Here is a 14222-nt window from a genome sequence, read left to right as displayed (position 1 = left end):
TCAGACCTTGGCAAGCGCCTGTTCGAGGTCGGCGACGATGTCGTTGACGTCCTCGATGCCGATCGAAAGCCGCACCGTGTCCGGTCCTGCGCCGGCCTTGACCTTCTGCTCGTCGGAAAGCTGGCGGTGCGTGGTCGAGGCCGGGTGGATGACCAGAGACTTGGTGTCGCCGACATTGGCCAGGTGCGAGAACAGCTCGAGCGCCTCGACGAATTTGACGCCGGCGTCATAGCCGCCCTTGAGAGCGAAGGTGAACACGGCGCCGGCGCCAAGCGGCGAGTACTTCTTCTGCAGCGCGTTGTTCTTGTCTGAGGGCAGGCCGGGGTAGTTCACCGACGCAACCTTAGGATGGTTGGACAGCCAGGCGGCAACGGTGACGGCATTGTCGCAGTGGCGCTGCATGCGCAGCGGCAAGGTCTCCAGGCCGGTCAAGATGAGGAAGGCGTTGAAGGGCGAGATCGCCGGACCGAGATCGCGCAGGCCGAGCACGCGCGCGGCAATGGCGAAAGCGAAATTGCCGAAGGTTTCGTGCAGGACGAGGCCGCCATATTCGGGGCGCGGTTCCGACAGCATCGGGTATTTGCCCGACTTCGACCAGTCGAAGGTGCCGCCGTCGACGATGGCGCCACCGATCGAATTGCCGTGGCCGCCGATGAACTTGGTCAGCGAATGGACAACGATGTCGGCGCCATGCTCGATCGGCCGGATCAGGTAGGGCGAAGCCAGCGTGTTGTCGACGATCAGCGGCAGGCCATGCTTGCGCGCGATGTCGCCGATCTTCTCGATGTCGACGAAAGTGCCGCCCGGATTGGCCAGGCTTTCGATGAAGATCGCCTTGGTCCTGTCGTCGATCTGGCTCTCGAAGGTCGAGATGTCGTTGGTGTCGGCCCAGCGCACCTCCCAGCCATAATTCTTGAAGGCATGGCCGAACTGGTTGATCGAACCGCCGTAGAGCTTGTTGGCGGCGACGAAATTGTCGCCCGGCTGCATCAGACTGTGGAACACGATCACCTGCGCGGCGTGGCCGGAGGCGACCGCGAGTGCCGCCGTGCCGCCTTCGAGGGCCGCCATGCGCTCTTCCAGCACCGCCTGCGTCGGATTCATGATGCGGGTGTAGATGTTGCCGAAGGCCTTGAGCCCGAACAGCGACGCGGCATGGTCGGCATCGTCGAAGACGAAGGAGGTCGTCTGGTAGATCGGCGTGGCACGCGCGCCGGTCGCTGGATCGGGCTTGGCACCGGCATGGACGGCGAGCGTGTTGAAACCTGGCGTGCGGGTCATTGAAAACCTCCCTTTTGAAACTCTTGAAATCGCCGGGCATTCTTGGCGAAGCATGAGCGCGAATGCAAAGAAGAAAATGCCCTTCGGCGAACGATCTGCGGCCGAGGCCCGAGAAAATGCAATGGGCTAAGGAATAATTTTGCGCCCAAGGCGCATTGCGCATCAGGCCTTGCTTTTGGTGCATGTCGTTATCCCAAAACCGCCGCGCACTTTTAGCGACGTGTCCTACTTCTGGCGCACGCCAAAACTCTGGAATCCCGACCGCATCAGCGGCTTCTTCGACGACAGCACGCCGGAATTGACGCCGGTCCAGCCGATCTCGCCGGACAGCTTGCCGTATTCGATTTTGGGGCAGCGGTTCATCACCACCTTGATGCCCACCGCCTCGGCGCGCGCGGCGGCCTCGTCATGGCGAACGCCAAGTTGCATCCAGATGACTTTCGGCAAGGGATCGAGACGCAACGCCTCGTCGACGATGCCGGGCACCGCCGCCGGCGCGCGAAAGACATCGACCATGTCGATCGGCTCGGGAATATCCGCGAGCCTCGCATAGGTCATCCGGCCGAGGATCTCCTTGCCGGCCTGCCCAGGATTGATCGGAAACACCGAAAATCCCTTGGCCAGCAGATATTTCAGCACGAAATAGCTTGGCCGCACATCATTGGCGGACGCGCCGACCATGGCGATGGTCTTCACCGAATTGAGGATGCCGGCGATGTAGGTGTTGTCGTAGCTATCGTGGTTCATGCGGCTTCCTGCGGTAGTGGTATCGGTAAAGTTCACGGCTGAACCCAAGCGAGGCATAGAGAGCGCGAGCCGGCGTGTTGTCGACCACCACCTGCAAGCATGCGGCGTGAGCCCCTGCGCGCCGCGCCCAGCCGATGAGGCCGCCGACAGTCTTGCGGCCCAGACCTTGCTGCCTGAAACGGCCATCGGTTTCAACCGATTCCACCACAAGCAGGCCATTGCGGATGACGCCATATGCCAAGGCGGCAATTTCGCTGTCGCGTTCACAGGATACGAACGCCCGGTCGCCGACGATCAGCCCGGTCATCTCGCGAAAGATGCGGCACTCGGCGTCGTCAAAGGTCCCCATGCGGAACCGCGCCGCGAGCCAGTCCTCGCCCGGCACTTTCGAAACGGTGACCTGCTCATCGCGGACTTCAGCCAGGTCGCCGATCCCGGCATGGAGATGGATCGTGCCGCCTTCCGGCTGGTAGCCGCGATGGTCGAGTGCGGCTTCGAGCTCGCCGGCGATGTCGGGAACCCGAAACAAGGGCGTCTGGCCGTGGCCGATGTAGAAGGACTCGGCGGCGCCGATGACTGCATCAGGCGCGCCACGCTGGCCGCGCAAGGGATTGGCCGAATTGGTGCGCCGGATCCGTCCGCCGGAGCGCCGCAGGAGCCAGCCATCAAAGACCGCCCCGGTCGCCGCCGGCCAGCCTTCGCGGCATGCCTGCTCGACGCGCCAGTTGAGATCATCGTCGCCGGCGCTCACGCGTCATCCTCCCGCAGCGCTTCCTCCATGAACGCCTGCGGATCGGTACAGAAGTCGCGCATCATGCGAAAATGATCGGTATCGCTGAAATCGGTCGGGTCGAGCCCGAAGCGGCTGATGCGGAACAGCCGCGCGCCGGGACAAGCCATCAGCAACGGCGAATGCGTCGCCATGATCACTTGCGCGGTGCCCGACTGGTCCATGCGCCGCAGCATCTTGAGCAGCTCGATCTGTCGCGTCGGCGACAGTGCGCTCTCGGGTTCGTCAAGGATGTAGATGCCCTGCCTGCGGCAGCGCTCCTCGAAAAATCGGATAAAGCCCTCGCCATGCGACCAGGACAGGAAGTCCGGCGGCGCCCCGCCAGATTCCAGCGCTGCCTGATCGAGATAGCGGGCCACGGAGTAGAAGGATTCGGCGCGAAAGAACCAGCCGGCGGTGACTTTCGGCAGCCAGTGACCACGGAATGCGTTGGCCAACGCAGCACCACTCTTGTCGATGGCGCTGGAATGGTCGACTGGCATATATCCCTTGCCGCCGCCGGCTTCGTCATAGCCGGCCAGTGCGCCGATCGCCTCGAGCAGCGTCGATTTGCCGGTGCCGTTCTCGCCGACAATGATGGTGATCGGCGTGGTGAATTCGAGTTCGAACTCATGGCCGCGAAACAGCGGCAGGTTCCAGGGATATTTCTCCCAGTCCGCCACGCGCTCGGCGTCGAGCAGGATGCGCTTCAGATAGGGAGCCTTTAGCCGCGTCAGCTGCTTGCGATGGGCCATCAGCCGGGTAGCGAAATCGTGCCGTCTTCCGCGATCGGAAAGGCCGGATTGTGCGCCACTTCCCAGACATGCCCGTCGGCGTCGGCGAAATAGCCGTACCAGCCGCCCCAAAAGGCCCGGCCGGCCGGCTTGACGATGCGGCCGCCGGCTTTTTCCGCCCTGGCGAGCACGTCGTCGACTTCGGCGTCGGAACGAGTGTTGTAGGCGAGGTAGACCGCCGATGGCGCCGCGGCGAAGGCGATGCCGGAATCCTCTTCTGCGCTGGCGCGCGGGAACAGGCCGAGGATGACACCGCCCATCTGGAAGAAGGCGACCCCGTCGGTGATGCCGGCATGCCGCTTCAAGCCCATCTCTTCGTAGAAGCGCACGGCGCGGTCTAGATCATCGGTAGCAATGGTGATGATGGAGATGCGCGGCTCCATGACGTTCTCCTTACTCGTCCTTCCATTCCGGCTTGCGCTTGCCGATGAAGGCGCCGATGCCCTCCTCCGCGTCGCGCGCAAGCATGTTCTCGACCATGATCCGGCCGGTATAGGCATAGGCGTCGGCCAGCCCCATTTCAGCCTGGGCGTAAAAGGCTTCCTTGCCGGTCTTGACCACCAAAGATGATTTGGAAGCAATGGTTTGCGCGTATTTGGTGACGATCTGATTCAGGTATTCGCGCGGCACGACGCGGTTGACCAAGCCGAACTCCTTGGCGGTCGCCGCATCGATCGTCTCTCCGGTCAGCAGCATCTCCATGGCATGCTTGCGCGAAACGTTGCGCGACAGCGCCACCATCGGCGTCGAGCAGAACAGCCCGATATTGACGCCCGGCGTGCAGAAGGTAGCCTCATGTGAGGCGATCGCCAGATCGCAGCTGGCGACCAGTTGCAGCCCGGCGGCGGTGGCCAGGCCGTCGACTTCCGCGATGACAGGCAAGGGATGCCGCACGATGGCCTGCATCAGCGTCGCACAAGCGGCAAACGTCTCTGCGAAGAAGGTCTTGCCATGATCGGCGTCAGTGCGGCGCGCCGTCATTTCCTTGAGATCATGGCCGGCGCAGAACACCTTGCCGGCCGCCGACAAAACGATGACGCGAACGGCCTTGTCGGCCTTGGCGCGCTCGAGTTCGGCCGTCAGCGCCGCCATCACCGCCAGCGACAGCGCATTGGCGGGCGGATTGGCGAGCGTCAGGCGCAGCACGCCCTTGTCCAGTTGTGCAACAACCGGCCCTTCAACGGCGGCAGGCTTGATGGCAAGGATTTCGGCCATGGATAAGGTCTCCGCGATTCCGCCTGGGGCTGCCAGAGTATCTAATACCGGATCAGGTTTCGTCCAACACCGATCGCTTGCGCCAGGGGACGAAGGTTGTCAGAAATGCCGCGCCGCGCCCATACAGGTCGGCCAAAACGAGGGACCGACATGCCCGCCCAAATCAATTTGAAGCCGGTTCTGACCGCGCAACAAGTCAATGCGCTGATGGAGACCGTCTATCCGCAGCTCAACGAGCAGTTCAAATATTTCGAGGCGATCGACGTGTTCCCCGGCGGCTGCACCGTGCGGCTCAACGCCGGCGAGCGGCACTTACGTCCGGGCGGCACGGTGTCCGGCCCTTCGCTGTTCACGCTGGCCGACATTGGCGGCTACGTCTGCGTGCTCAGCCATGCCGGGCCGGATGCGCTTTCCGTTACCGTCAACCTCGACATCAATTTCGTGCGCAAGGCCGAGGCCGGACCGATCGATGGCCATTGCCGCATCCTGAAGCTGGGCAAGAGCCTGATGGTGTTCGATATCGACATCGTTGCCGGCCCGGACGGGCACACGGTGGCGCACGCCACCGGCACCTATTCGATCCCGCCGAAGCGGAATGGCGATGTGGTAAAATAATACCTTTCACTTAACTTATTGTTTTCGCCGCATTTTGTCAGATATTCTCCTTTTCGCGCGCCTTGACGCGATCACCACCCTCGCCTATAAGCCCTCACGAAGCCCGCAAAGGCCGCCGTTTTGTTATTGGCGGCGGACAGCGTCCTTCCGACAATCCAAGCAACAAGAAACGCCTTCTTTTATGAAGGTCAGAACCGAGAGCAGAAAACATGACAACCTTTTCGCAGAAGCCTGCGGATGTGGTGAAGAAGTGGATCCTGATCGACGCCGAAGGTCTCGTCGTCGGTCGTCTGGCCACTGTCATCGCCAATCATCTTCGCGGCAAGCACAAGCCGACCTTCACCCCGCATGTCGACGACGGCGACAACGTCATTGTCATCAATGCCGACAAGGTGGTGTTCACCGGCAAGAAGTTCACCGACAAGGTCTATTACTGGCACACCGGCCACCCAGGCGGCATCAAGGAGCGCACCGCGCGCCAGCTGCTCGAGGGTCGTTTCCCCGAGCGTGTCGTCGAGAAGGCCGTTGAGCGCATGGTCCCACGTGGCCCGCTCGGTCGTCGCCAGATGAAGAACCTGCGCGTCTATGCAGGTGCCGAGCATCCGCATGTCGCACAGCAGCCCGTCGTGCTCGACGTGGCCAAGCTGAACGCCAAGAACAAGAAGGTCGCATAAGATGGCTGAGCTTTCCTCGCTCGCAGAACTGGGCGCCGCCACCGGCAACACCAATACCCAGCCGGCAGCCCCCGTCCACGTCCAGAAGCTCGACAAGTCGGGCCGCGCCTATGCCACCGGCAAGCGCAAGAACGCCATTGCGCGCGTCTGGGTGAAGCCGGGTTCCGGCAAGATCATCGTCAACGACAAGGAATTCGCGACCTATTTCGCGCGTCCGGTCCTGCAGATGATCCTCAACCAGCCGATCATCGCCTCCAACCGCGCCGGCCAGTACGACATCGTCGCGACCGTTGTCGGCGGCGGTCTCTCCGGCCAGGCTGGCGCCGTGCGTCACGGCATCTCCAAGGCGCTGACCTATTACGAGCCGACGCTGCGCGCCGTGCTCAAGAAGGGCGGCTTCCTGACCCGCGACAGCCGCGTCGTCGAGCGCAAGAAGTACGGCAAGGCGAAAGCCCGTCGTTCGTTCCAGTTCTCGAAGCGCTAAGCACTTCGCAGCTTCAGACAATCGAAAAGGCCGCCCCCCGGGCGGCCTTTTTGTTTGCGGCTCGGCAGTCACCCCACCCGCGCCTGCGCGACCTCCCCATCGAGGGGAGGTAGAAGAGCGCGACGCCCTACCTCCCCTCGATGGGAAGGTCGGCGCGTAGCGCCGGGTGGGGTGAAGGCGCCGGCATAAACAGGTCAGGCCTTGCCGCCCTTGATATAGTCGATGAACGCCCGCAGCGGGGCCGGCACCAGCCGCCGGCCGGGATAATAGAGGAACGGTCCGGGAAAACTCGGCCACCACGGTTCGAGAATGGGCTCAAGCGCGCCGCTTTCGAAGTAGGGGCGAAGCCAGCCCTCGAAGAGGCCGATGATGCCGGTGCCGGCGATGGCCGCATCGACGGCAAGATCGGTCGCGCCGCCGATCCGCACGATCAGCGGCCCTGTCGGATCGACCCGCACCACCTCACCGTCGCGCTCGAACTCCCAAGGCAGCATCGCACCGCTGGAAAAGCGCCCGCGCACGCAAGAGTGGCCAAGCAGGTCGCTCGGGTGTTGCGGCCGCCCATGACGAGCAAGATAGGCAGGGCTGGCAGCGGTGGCGAAGCGCTGCACGCGCGGTCCGATCGGCACCGCGATCATGTCCTGCTCCAGCCGCTCGTCATAGCGGATGCCGGCGTCACACCCGGCCGCCAGCACATCGACAAAGTTCTCATCGGCGATCACTTCCAGACGGATGCCGGGATAGGCGGCGAGGAAACCCGGCACGATATCGGGCAAGATCAACCGCGCGGCGCTGACCGGCACATTGAGACGCAGCGAGCCCGCCGGCCTGTCGCGAAAGCCGTTCACCACGTCCAGCGCCGCCTCCACCTCCGACAGCGCCGGACCGAGCCGCTCCAGCAGGCTGAGGCCCGCCTCGGTCGGGACAACGCTGCGCGTCGTGCGGTTGAACAGCCTGACACCGAGCTGCACTTCCAGGCGACGCACCGCCTCACTCAAGCCGGAGGCGCTGCCGCCGCTCGCACGCGCGCCATCGCGAAAACCGCCGGCGCGCGCCACCGCCACGAAGGCGTTCAGATCGCTGAGGTCCATCATTGTTCGCCATTCCGCACGGCCTGTGTGGATTGTACCGGATTATCACGAGGTTGGGCAGCGCCTATCTCTGCCTCCTCAAAGGAGATCAATCATGTCCAACATCCAACAATCCGGCACCTTCGCCCCCGCCACCTTCAAGCTTGGCAGCCACACCGTGAAGCGGCTCGGCTACGGTGCCATGCAACTCGCCGGACCCGGCGTGTTCGGGCCGCCCAAGGACCATGACGCGGCATTGGCCGTGCTGCGCGAGGCCGTGACGCAAGGCGTCGACCACATCGACACCAGCGACTTCTATGGACCGCACGTCACCAACCTTTTGATCCGCGAAGCGCTGGCGCCCTACCCTGACGATCTCGTCATCGTCACCAAGATTGGCGCCCGGCGCGGCGCGGATGGATCGTGGTTGCCGGCCTTTTCCGTGGAAGAGCTGACCCAGGCCGTGCATGACAATCTAAGCAATCTCGGGCTCGAGGTGCTCGATGTGGTCAATTTGCGCATCATGTTCGATACCCATGGTCCAGCCGAAGGGTCGATCGAAGCGCCGCTCACCGTGCTGGCCGGGCTTCAACAGAAAGGCCTGGTCAAACATATCGGGCTGAGCAACGTGACGCCGGCGCAGATCGCCGAAGGGCGCCGTATCGCCGAGATCGTCTGCGTGCAGAATCAGTACAATCTTGCGCATCGCGGCGGCGACGCCCTGATCGACGACCTTGCCCGCGACGGCATCGCCTATGTGCCGTTCTTCCCGCTCGGCGGCTTCAACCCGCTGCAATCCTCCACCCTGTCGGACGTCGCAACACGCCTCGGCGCCACGCCAATGCAGGTTGCGCTCGCCTGGCTGCTGCGCCGCGCGCCCAACATCCTGCTGATTCCCGGCACATCGTCGGTCGGACATCTCAGGGAGAACCTCGCGGCTGCCGAACTGGAGCTTTCGGATGATGTGCTTGGGGAGTTGGATGGGATGGCGATGGCTGCTTGATAGGGCGCCCCACCGGGAGCATATGCTGCCTGTTGGGTCTCGGCTGTCACCCAACCCGGCGCTACGCGCCGACCTCCCCATCAAGGGGAGGTAGGGCGCCGCGCTTTACATACAGACACCCTTGCAACGCCTGCCGGCTCAGCGGTCTACTCAATGCGTCGAGACTGGCGGCGACCTCCACCTCCCCTCGATGGGGAGGTCGGCGCGTAGCGCCGGGTGGGGTGATGGCGCCGGCGTTCCCAAGGTGGGTGACAGCGCCAGCGTCGAATTGCTAGTTGATGCTCGCCGTGTTCGCCGGCTCAGCCGGCCGCGCCTCGTCGGCATAAGGCACGCGAAAACCATTCGCCGTCAGCCATACGATGGCTGCCTTCGGCTCGTCCGTCTGGATGATTGTGGCGCCGCGATCGGCCCAAAAACCCCAGACTTCGCGCGGCAGGCTGGCCTGCACCGCCAGTTCGTCGCCGCGGCCGCCGGCCAGGAAGCCTCCCGGCTTGTTGGCGATGGCGTAGGTGTCGGCCCAGATGTGCCAGTTGCCCCTGACCGCGGCCGCGCGCATGCGCGTGCTGAACAACGGCCCGCCGGTCTCGGTCAGCGTCTCGGCGCCTGCCCGCCAGTTGATCAGCTCGATTGCGCGCGGCGAAAAGGCATGGCCGACCGTCCGGGCGAAGCCGGCATCACGCACCGCGTCATCGGCGATGATCGGCATGAACTGGAAGCCGCCGCCGATAGCGGTCATTGCCGCCTGGACCGTGGTGATCCGGTTCTGGTTCCACAAATTCTCCTTGACGATAACCTGCTCGGCCATGCCGAGATCGCGAGCCACCGCGATCATGCCCGAGAGGTCGCCGACGTCGAGCTTGTTGTCGAGGTTGATGAGGGTCCTGTCCCTGGTCGCCATCAGCATCTCGCGCAGCGTCGAGACTGTTTCACCCGTCACCGCACCGGTGCCTTCGACCACCAGCCTGCAGGTCTTCAGTTCGGCCAGGGTGTATTTGACCACCTCGCCCTTGCAGGTGGTGGTGCGGTCGAGCCAGCTGTCATGCATGACGACGAACTCACCGTCCTTCGAGCGCCTGATATCGACCTCGACGATTTCTGCGCCCATGGCGATCGACCCCTCCACGGCGGCAATCGAATTTTCCGCGTAGAGCGTCTTGCCCGCCTGCATGCTGCCGGCGCGATGCGCGACCACCATGACGTGGTCGCGCCACTGGTTGGCGTGCTCGAAGCGGTCAAGAATCTGCCTGGCGCGGGTCTCGCCGGCCAATGACTGGTCAGAAAAGGCCACAAGTGCCGAGGAAAACAGAAGGCTCAGCCAGATGGTCCGCATCGAGAATCGCTCCTTGCCGGATCGAGATCGGGATAGGCGACCCTCGTGACATCCAGGTGAACGAAGCCGGCTAGCGGTTGTTCGCGGGGAGTGCGCGTCAGATGCGTTTCGAGAGCCGGCGGAACCACGCCATGGCCGGCATCTCGACAAAACGCCAGGTGATCCAGGAGGCGGCAATGGTGGCCGCGAGCATGACGACGATCGCCAATGCTCCGGTCCAGCCGGCGCCGAAGCCGGTGGCAGGCTGGCCGCGCAGCATGAAATCGCCCATCAGGCCGAGGCCGAGCTTGCGCTCGACGAGCCCGGCGATGTTGATCAGGCGCGCCTGGACGAAAATGTGGACCATGTAGATCGAGTAGGACAGCGCGCCGAGCGTCAACATGAACGGGGTTCTCAGCAAGGCGCTGATCCAGCCGCCCTCATGGGCGAACAGGAACAGCGCCAGCGCGAACACCAGGGGTGCCGCGATGCCGAAATCATTGCCGCCCGCCAGCGAGACGAAAAGCACGATGACGGTCACCATGACGATTTCGGCAAGGGTCCAGTCCATCCGCGGGCCGCTCCTGGCGAGGGCCTGTCGCGCCCCTGCAATGGAATCATGCTGAAACCAGGCCAGCAAGGCGCCGAGCGAGAAGCCGTACAGGCAGCGGATGAAGCCGAAATCGAAGGACACATCCATATGATGGGTCGAGAAACCGAGCAGGAACAGCGGCGCGGTGACGGCGGCGGCGACGAACCATATCCAGGCGCGCGCGCCGGCGACGAAGACCACGCCAGCAAACAGGAGATAGGCGAAGAACTCGGCCGAAATGCTCCAGCTTGGCGCATTCCAGGTCAATTGATCCTCGAAACCGACACCCTGGAGCAGAAGAAGATTGGCAAGCAGGCTGCCGAGGTCGAAGCCTCCGCTGAAGGGGGCAGCCCCGGTGCCGTGCAATTGCGGCAGCATCAGCCGCAGCAACTCGAAGCCGGCGAAGGCGGCAAGCATGAGCAGATGCAGCGGGTAGATGCGGCCGAAACGGACCAGTGCGAAGCGCGCGACCTGTTCCGGCTGGTTCAGCCGATCGCCGTAGCTGCTGGCGATGACGAAACCGGAGAGGACGAAGAAGAAATCGACGAACAGGTAGGACGAACCGATGAAGGCGCTTTGCGAAATCGTCGAAGCGGTCGGAAAGTGAAACAGCGCCACCAGAAGCGCGCAGATGCCGCGCCACGAATCGAGCACCAGGAAGCGTTCGCCGGCGACCGTGCCGGTGCGGGCCGACGCCACGACAAGGGTGGGGTTGAGAAACGCGGTCTGCGTCATGATGATACAATCCTGTCTTGCCGTGGCACTCGGGCAGCGCCATTCCGTCTCGCCAAGCTGTGACTGGCATCTTCCGTGCCGGTTCTGTAGTTGTTGCACCCCGATGAAAAACGAGGATTCGTAATGGCGAACAACAACATCGACAACGCCTTCACCGCCCGTTCCAAAACGGGCGCCGCGTTCGAGCCGACCTATTCCGGCGCGCTGTCGTTCATGCGCCGCAAATACACAAAAGACGTGAAGGGCGCGGACGCGGTGGTGTGGGGTATTCCCTTCGATGCCGCCGTCACCAACCGGCCGGGCGCCCGCTTCGGGCCGCAGGCGATCCGCCGCGCCTCGGCGATCCTCGATAACGACCCGCAATATCCGTTCTCACGCGATTTGTTCGAGCATCTGGCGGTGGTCGACTATGGCGATTGCCTGCTCGATTCGGGCAATCACCAGAAGACACCCGGCACGATCGAACGTGAAGCGGCCAAGATCCTGAAATCCGGCGCCTTCCTGCTGACGCTCGGCGGCGATCATTTCGTCACCTGGCCGCTGCTCAAGGCGCATGCCGCCATCCATGGTCCGCTCGCCTTGGTGCAGTTCGACGCCCATCAGGACACCTGGCCGGACGACGGCAAGCGCATCGACCACGGATCCTTCGTCGGCCGCGCCGTCAAGGAAGGCATCATCGACCCCGACCGCTCGATCCAGATCGGCATCCGCACCCATGCACCCGACACGTTCGGCATCAAGATCCTCCATGGCCATGAAATCGAGGAGATGCGGGCGTCCGATATCGCCTACGCCATCGTCGACCGCACCGGCGGCAAGAAGACCTACCTCACCTTCGACATCGACTGCCTCGATCCGGCCTACGCGCCTGGCACAGGCACGCCAGTTGCCGGCGGGCCGTCCTCGGCGAAGATCCTGTCGACGCTGCGCCAACTCAACCAGATCGATATTGTCGGTGCCGACATCGTAGAGGTTGCGCCGGCCTATGATCACGCCGATATAACGGCGATCGCCGGCTCGATGGTGGCCATGCAATATCTCGGCCTGCTGGCTGAGCGAAAGGCCCGGCTTGAAGAGTTGAACAACGGCAACCACAATGGTGCCGCAGTGATTCAAGGTCAGGGCATATGATCTTGAAATATCAGGGAATTTGATCAACCCATGAAACCGAAAATCTTCATCGACGGCGAACACGGCACCACCGGCCTGCAGATCAGGGCGCTGCTTGCCGAGCGCATTGATCTGGAGATCATTTCCATCCCGACCGAACGCCGCAAGGAAACGGCGGCGCGCGCCGAGTTTCTCAACGCCGCCGATGTCGCGATCCTGTGCCTGCCTGACGACGCGGCGAAAGAAAGCGTCTCGCTGATCGCCAACGACACCACCAAGGTCATCGATGCGTCGACCGCGCATCGCGTGGCGGAAGGCTGGGCGTATGGTTTCGCCGAGATGGACAAGGACCAGGCAAAGGCGATCGCCTCGGCAAAACGCGTCGCCAATCCAGGCTGCTGGCCGCAGGGACCGATCGCCACGCTACGGCCGCTGGTCACGTCAGGCCTGCTGCCGGCGGATTTCCCGATCACCGTCAACGGCATTTCGGGCTATTCGGGCGGCGGACGGCCGATGATCGAGGACTATGTCGCCAAGGGCGAGGAAGCCTCGGAATTCCTGCCCTACGGCCTCACGCTTCAGCACAAGCACGTGCCGGAATTGAGGGCCTATGCCAGGCTGTCGCATGATCCGATCATGCAGCCGGCGGTCGGCAATTTCGCGCAAGGCATGATCACCGTGGTGCCGTTGCAGCTTGGCAGCCTCGACCATGTGCCGACCGGTGCGGAGCTGCATGCGGCGATTGCCGACCATTTCGCCGCCATCAAGGGCGGCGTGGTCGAAGTGGCGCCCTATGCGCATTCGGAGCGCATGCCGGAGATCAATCCCGAGGTCTACAACGGCACCAACCGGATGAAGGTCTATGTCTTTGCCAATGACAAACGGGCGCAGGCCCTGCTGCTGGCGGTCTATGACAATCTTGGCAAGGGTGCCTCGGGTGCCGCCGTGCAGAACATGGACCTGATGCTCGGCCTCTGATGGACGCGCCAGCCTTTCCGGCGCGCTGGAAAGTCAGCGCGCCCGAACTCATTGCCGAGACCTTTTCGAGCCGCATCTGGAAGGTTTTGCGCGAAGACGGGTCGCCGGCGATCGTCAAGGCGCTCAAGCCTTTCGACGACGTCGCCGACGAGTTGCGCGGCGAGCATTATCTCGCCTGGCGGCGCGGCGAAGGCGCGGTGCGCCTGCTCGGCCGCGACAGCCACAGCATGCTGCTGGAATATGCCGGTGAAACGCTGCTTCAGCAAGTTCTCGACGAACAGGGCGACTTTGTAGCGACCGCAATTGCGGCCGAGGTGATGGCGAAGCTGTTTTCACAGGGGAAAGACCCCTTCCCGCCCGAACTTCAGCCGCTCCGGGAACGCTTCGCCAGCCTGTTCAACAAGGCGAATGCCGATCGCGACGCCGGCCATGACGGCCTCTATGTCGAGGCCGCCACTATTGCCGACCGGCTGCTGACCGATCCGCACGATATCAGGCCACTGCATGGCGACCTGCATCACGAGAACATCCTGCACGGACCGCGCGGCTGGCTGGCTATCGATCCGAAGGGCGTGCTCGGCGACCCCGGCTTCGATGCGGCGAACATGTTCTACAACCCGCTCGAGCGGGACGATCTCTGCCTCGACCCCGAGCGGATCGCTGGTATGGCCGGGATCTTTGCCAACACTCTGGGCCAGACACCGGCCGCTATCCTTGATCATGCCATCGCCTATGGCTGCCTTTCGGCATCCTGGCATCATGAGGACGACAATGCGGTCGAGGAGAACCGCGAATTGTCGGTCGTCAAGGCGATCCGGGCGGTACGGGCAAGCTTCTGATCCGGAC

Annotated in this window: 16 protein-coding genes; 7 read left to right on the top strand and 9 right to left on the bottom strand. The window is 63.4% G+C overall.

The genetic code is table 11. The annotated features are described in order from the left end of the window. From AC0L2U_RS27000 to AC0L2U_RS26975, 6 genes are all read right to left on the bottom strand, one after another. Positions 1-1281, bottom strand: coding sequence for an O-acetylhomoserine aminocarboxypropyltransferase (locus AC0L2U_RS27000; protein WP_473602885.1), 1281 nt, complete (start codon positions 1279-1281; stop codon positions 1-3). Between the two features lie 225 nt (positions 1282-1506). Then, a complete protein-coding gene (locus AC0L2U_RS26995; protein WP_128289644.1) occupies positions 1507-2028 on the bottom strand; it encodes a CoA-binding protein in 522 nt (173 codons plus the stop codon). After that, complete coding sequence (locus AC0L2U_RS26990; protein WP_127810680.1) at positions 2015-2779, bottom strand: GNAT family N-acetyltransferase; 765 nt, start codon at positions 2777-2779, stop codon at positions 2015-2017. The genes AC0L2U_RS26995 and AC0L2U_RS26990 overlap by 14 nt, the downstream gene beginning before the upstream one ends. Then, the gene (locus AC0L2U_RS26985) at positions 2776-3552 is read right to left on the bottom strand and encodes an AAA family ATPase (RefSeq protein WP_127329671.1); all 777 of its coding nucleotides are present in this window, start codon (positions 3550-3552) and stop codon (positions 2776-2778) included. Before AC0L2U_RS26985 ends, AC0L2U_RS26990 begins: the two co-directional genes overlap by 4 nt. Further along, the gene (locus AC0L2U_RS26980; protein WP_127322812.1) at positions 3552-3974 is read right to left on the bottom strand and encodes a VOC family protein; all 423 of its coding nucleotides are present in this window, start codon (positions 3972-3974) and stop codon (positions 3552-3554) included. Before AC0L2U_RS26980 ends, AC0L2U_RS26985 begins: the two co-directional genes overlap by 1 nt. Positions 3975-3984: 10 nt before the next feature. Beyond that, positions 3985-4806: an enoyl-CoA hydratase gene (locus tag AC0L2U_RS26975; protein ID WP_127810681.1), complete on the bottom strand. Its 822-nt coding sequence runs from the start codon at positions 4804-4806 to the stop codon at positions 3985-3987. Between the two features lie 150 nt (positions 4807-4956). Here AC0L2U_RS26975 and AC0L2U_RS26970 point away from each other — a divergent pair, with 150 nt between their 5' ends. The 3 genes from AC0L2U_RS26970 (at position 4957) to rpsI (ending at position 6579) form a co-directional block, all read left to right on the top strand. Beyond that, entirely contained in the window at positions 4957-5421 is a 465-nt protein-coding gene (locus AC0L2U_RS26970) for a PaaI family thioesterase (protein WP_127810682.1), read from the top strand. Positions 5422-5630: 209 nt separating this feature from the next. After that, positions 5631-6095 (top strand): 50S ribosomal protein L13, encoded by a 465-nt coding sequence (rplM, locus tag AC0L2U_RS26965; protein ID WP_013532205.1) that lies wholly within the window; start codon positions 5631-5633, stop codon positions 6093-6095. Position 6096: 1 nt separating this feature from the next. Continuing rightward, positions 6097-6579 (top strand): 30S ribosomal protein S9, encoded by a 483-nt coding sequence (gene rpsI, locus AC0L2U_RS26960; protein ID WP_023810272.1) that lies wholly within the window; start codon positions 6097-6099, stop codon positions 6577-6579. A 194-nt stretch (positions 6580-6773) separates the two neighbouring features. On the opposite strand, the gene AC0L2U_RS26955 is transcribed toward rpsI, so the two are convergent. Next, positions 6774-7673: a LysR family transcriptional regulator gene (locus AC0L2U_RS26955; RefSeq protein ID WP_127810683.1), complete on the bottom strand. Its 900-nt coding sequence runs from the start codon at positions 7671-7673 to the stop codon at positions 6774-6776. Positions 7674-7764: 91 nt separating this feature from the next. On the opposite strand from AC0L2U_RS26955, the gene AC0L2U_RS26950 reads away from it, so the two are divergent. Then, entirely contained in the window at positions 7765-8652 is an 888-nt protein-coding gene (locus AC0L2U_RS26950; RefSeq protein ID WP_128289642.1) for an aldo/keto reductase family oxidoreductase, read from the top strand. A gap of 271 nt (positions 8653-8923) precedes the next feature. Here the strand turns inward: AC0L2U_RS26950 and AC0L2U_RS26945 are convergent, their stop codons facing one another. Both AC0L2U_RS26945 and AC0L2U_RS26940 read right to left on the bottom strand, forming a co-directional pair. Then, entirely contained in the window at positions 8924-9982 is a 1059-nt protein-coding gene (locus tag AC0L2U_RS26945; RefSeq protein ID WP_128362729.1) for a glycerophosphodiester phosphodiesterase family protein, read from the bottom strand. 97 nt (positions 9983-10079) lie between these two features. Next, on the bottom strand, positions 10080-11288 hold the full coding sequence (locus tag AC0L2U_RS26940) for an acyltransferase family protein (RefSeq protein WP_127397416.1): 1209 nt from the start codon (positions 11286-11288) through the stop codon (positions 10080-10082). Positions 11289-11411: 123 nt separating this feature from the next. Here AC0L2U_RS26940 and speB point away from each other — a divergent pair, with 123 nt between their 5' ends. The 3 genes from speB to AC0L2U_RS26925 are packed head-to-tail and all read left to right on the top strand — an operon-like array spanning position 11412 to position 14215. Beyond that, positions 11412-12419: an agmatinase gene (speB, locus tag AC0L2U_RS26935; protein WP_127810686.1), complete on the top strand. Its 1008-nt coding sequence runs from the start codon at positions 11412-11414 to the stop codon at positions 12417-12419. A 30-nt stretch (positions 12420-12449) separates the two neighbouring features. Further along, positions 12450-13376: an N-acetyl-gamma-glutamyl-phosphate reductase gene (gene argC, locus AC0L2U_RS26930; protein WP_127810687.1), complete on the top strand. Its 927-nt coding sequence runs from the start codon at positions 12450-12452 to the stop codon at positions 13374-13376. Beyond that, positions 13373-14215: an aminoglycoside phosphotransferase family protein gene (locus tag AC0L2U_RS26925; protein ID WP_473602892.1), complete on the top strand. Its 843-nt coding sequence runs from the start codon at positions 13373-13375 to the stop codon at positions 14213-14215. The genes argC and AC0L2U_RS26925 overlap by 4 nt, the downstream gene beginning before the upstream one ends. Positions 14216-14222 lie beyond the last annotated feature (7 nt).

The organism is Mesorhizobium sp. WSM4808 (genome assembly GCF_055811675.1).
Note: the sequence above shows the minus strand (reverse complement) of the source record. Positions and strands in the feature narration are given on the sequence as shown.

What these genes read in the sequence shown, in the direction of transcription:
- AC0L2U_RS27000 (WP_473602885.1), bottom strand. Translation starts at nt 1,281, where the DNA reads ATGACCCGCACGCCAGGTTTCAACACGCTCGCCGTCCATGCCGGTGCC.
- AC0L2U_RS26995 (WP_128289644.1), bottom strand. Translation starts at nt 2,028, where the DNA reads ATGAACCACGATAGCTACGACAACACCTACATCGCCGGCATCCTCAAT.
- AC0L2U_RS26985 (WP_127329671.1), bottom strand. Translation starts at nt 3,552, where the DNA reads ATGGCCCATCGCAAGCAGCTGACGCGGCTAAAGGCTCCCTATCTGAAG.
- AC0L2U_RS26980 (WP_127322812.1), bottom strand. Translation starts at nt 3,974, where the DNA reads ATGGAGCCGCGCATCTCCATCATCACCATTGCTACCGATGATCTAGAC.
- AC0L2U_RS26975 (WP_127810681.1), bottom strand. Translation starts at nt 4,806, where the DNA reads ATGGCCGAAATCCTTGCCATCAAGCCTGCCGCCGTTGAAGGGCCGGTT.
- AC0L2U_RS26970 (WP_127810682.1), top strand. Translation starts at nt 4,957, where the DNA reads ATGCCCGCCCAAATCAATTTGAAGCCGGTTCTGACCGCGCAACAAGTC.
- rplM (WP_013532205.1), top strand. Translation starts at nt 5,631, where the DNA reads ATGACAACCTTTTCGCAGAAGCCTGCGGATGTGGTGAAGAAGTGGATC.
- rpsI (WP_023810272.1), top strand. Translation starts at nt 6,097, where the DNA reads ATGGCTGAGCTTTCCTCGCTCGCAGAACTGGGCGCCGCCACCGGCAAC.
- AC0L2U_RS26955 (WP_127810683.1), bottom strand. Translation starts at nt 7,673, where the DNA reads ATGATGGACCTCAGCGATCTGAACGCCTTCGTGGCGGTGGCGCGCGCC.
- AC0L2U_RS26950 (WP_128289642.1), top strand. Translation starts at nt 7,765, where the DNA reads ATGTCCAACATCCAACAATCCGGCACCTTCGCCCCCGCCACCTTCAAG.
- AC0L2U_RS26945 (WP_128362729.1), bottom strand. Translation starts at nt 9,982, where the DNA reads ATGCGGACCATCTGGCTGAGCCTTCTGTTTTCCTCGGCACTTGTGGCC.
- AC0L2U_RS26940 (WP_127397416.1), bottom strand. Translation starts at nt 11,288, where the DNA reads ATGACGCAGACCGCGTTTCTCAACCCCACCCTTGTCGTGGCGTCGGCC.
- speB (WP_127810686.1), top strand. Translation starts at nt 11,412, where the DNA reads ATGGCGAACAACAACATCGACAACGCCTTCACCGCCCGTTCCAAAACG.
- argC (WP_127810687.1), top strand. Translation starts at nt 12,450, where the DNA reads ATGAAACCGAAAATCTTCATCGACGGCGAACACGGCACCACCGGCCTG.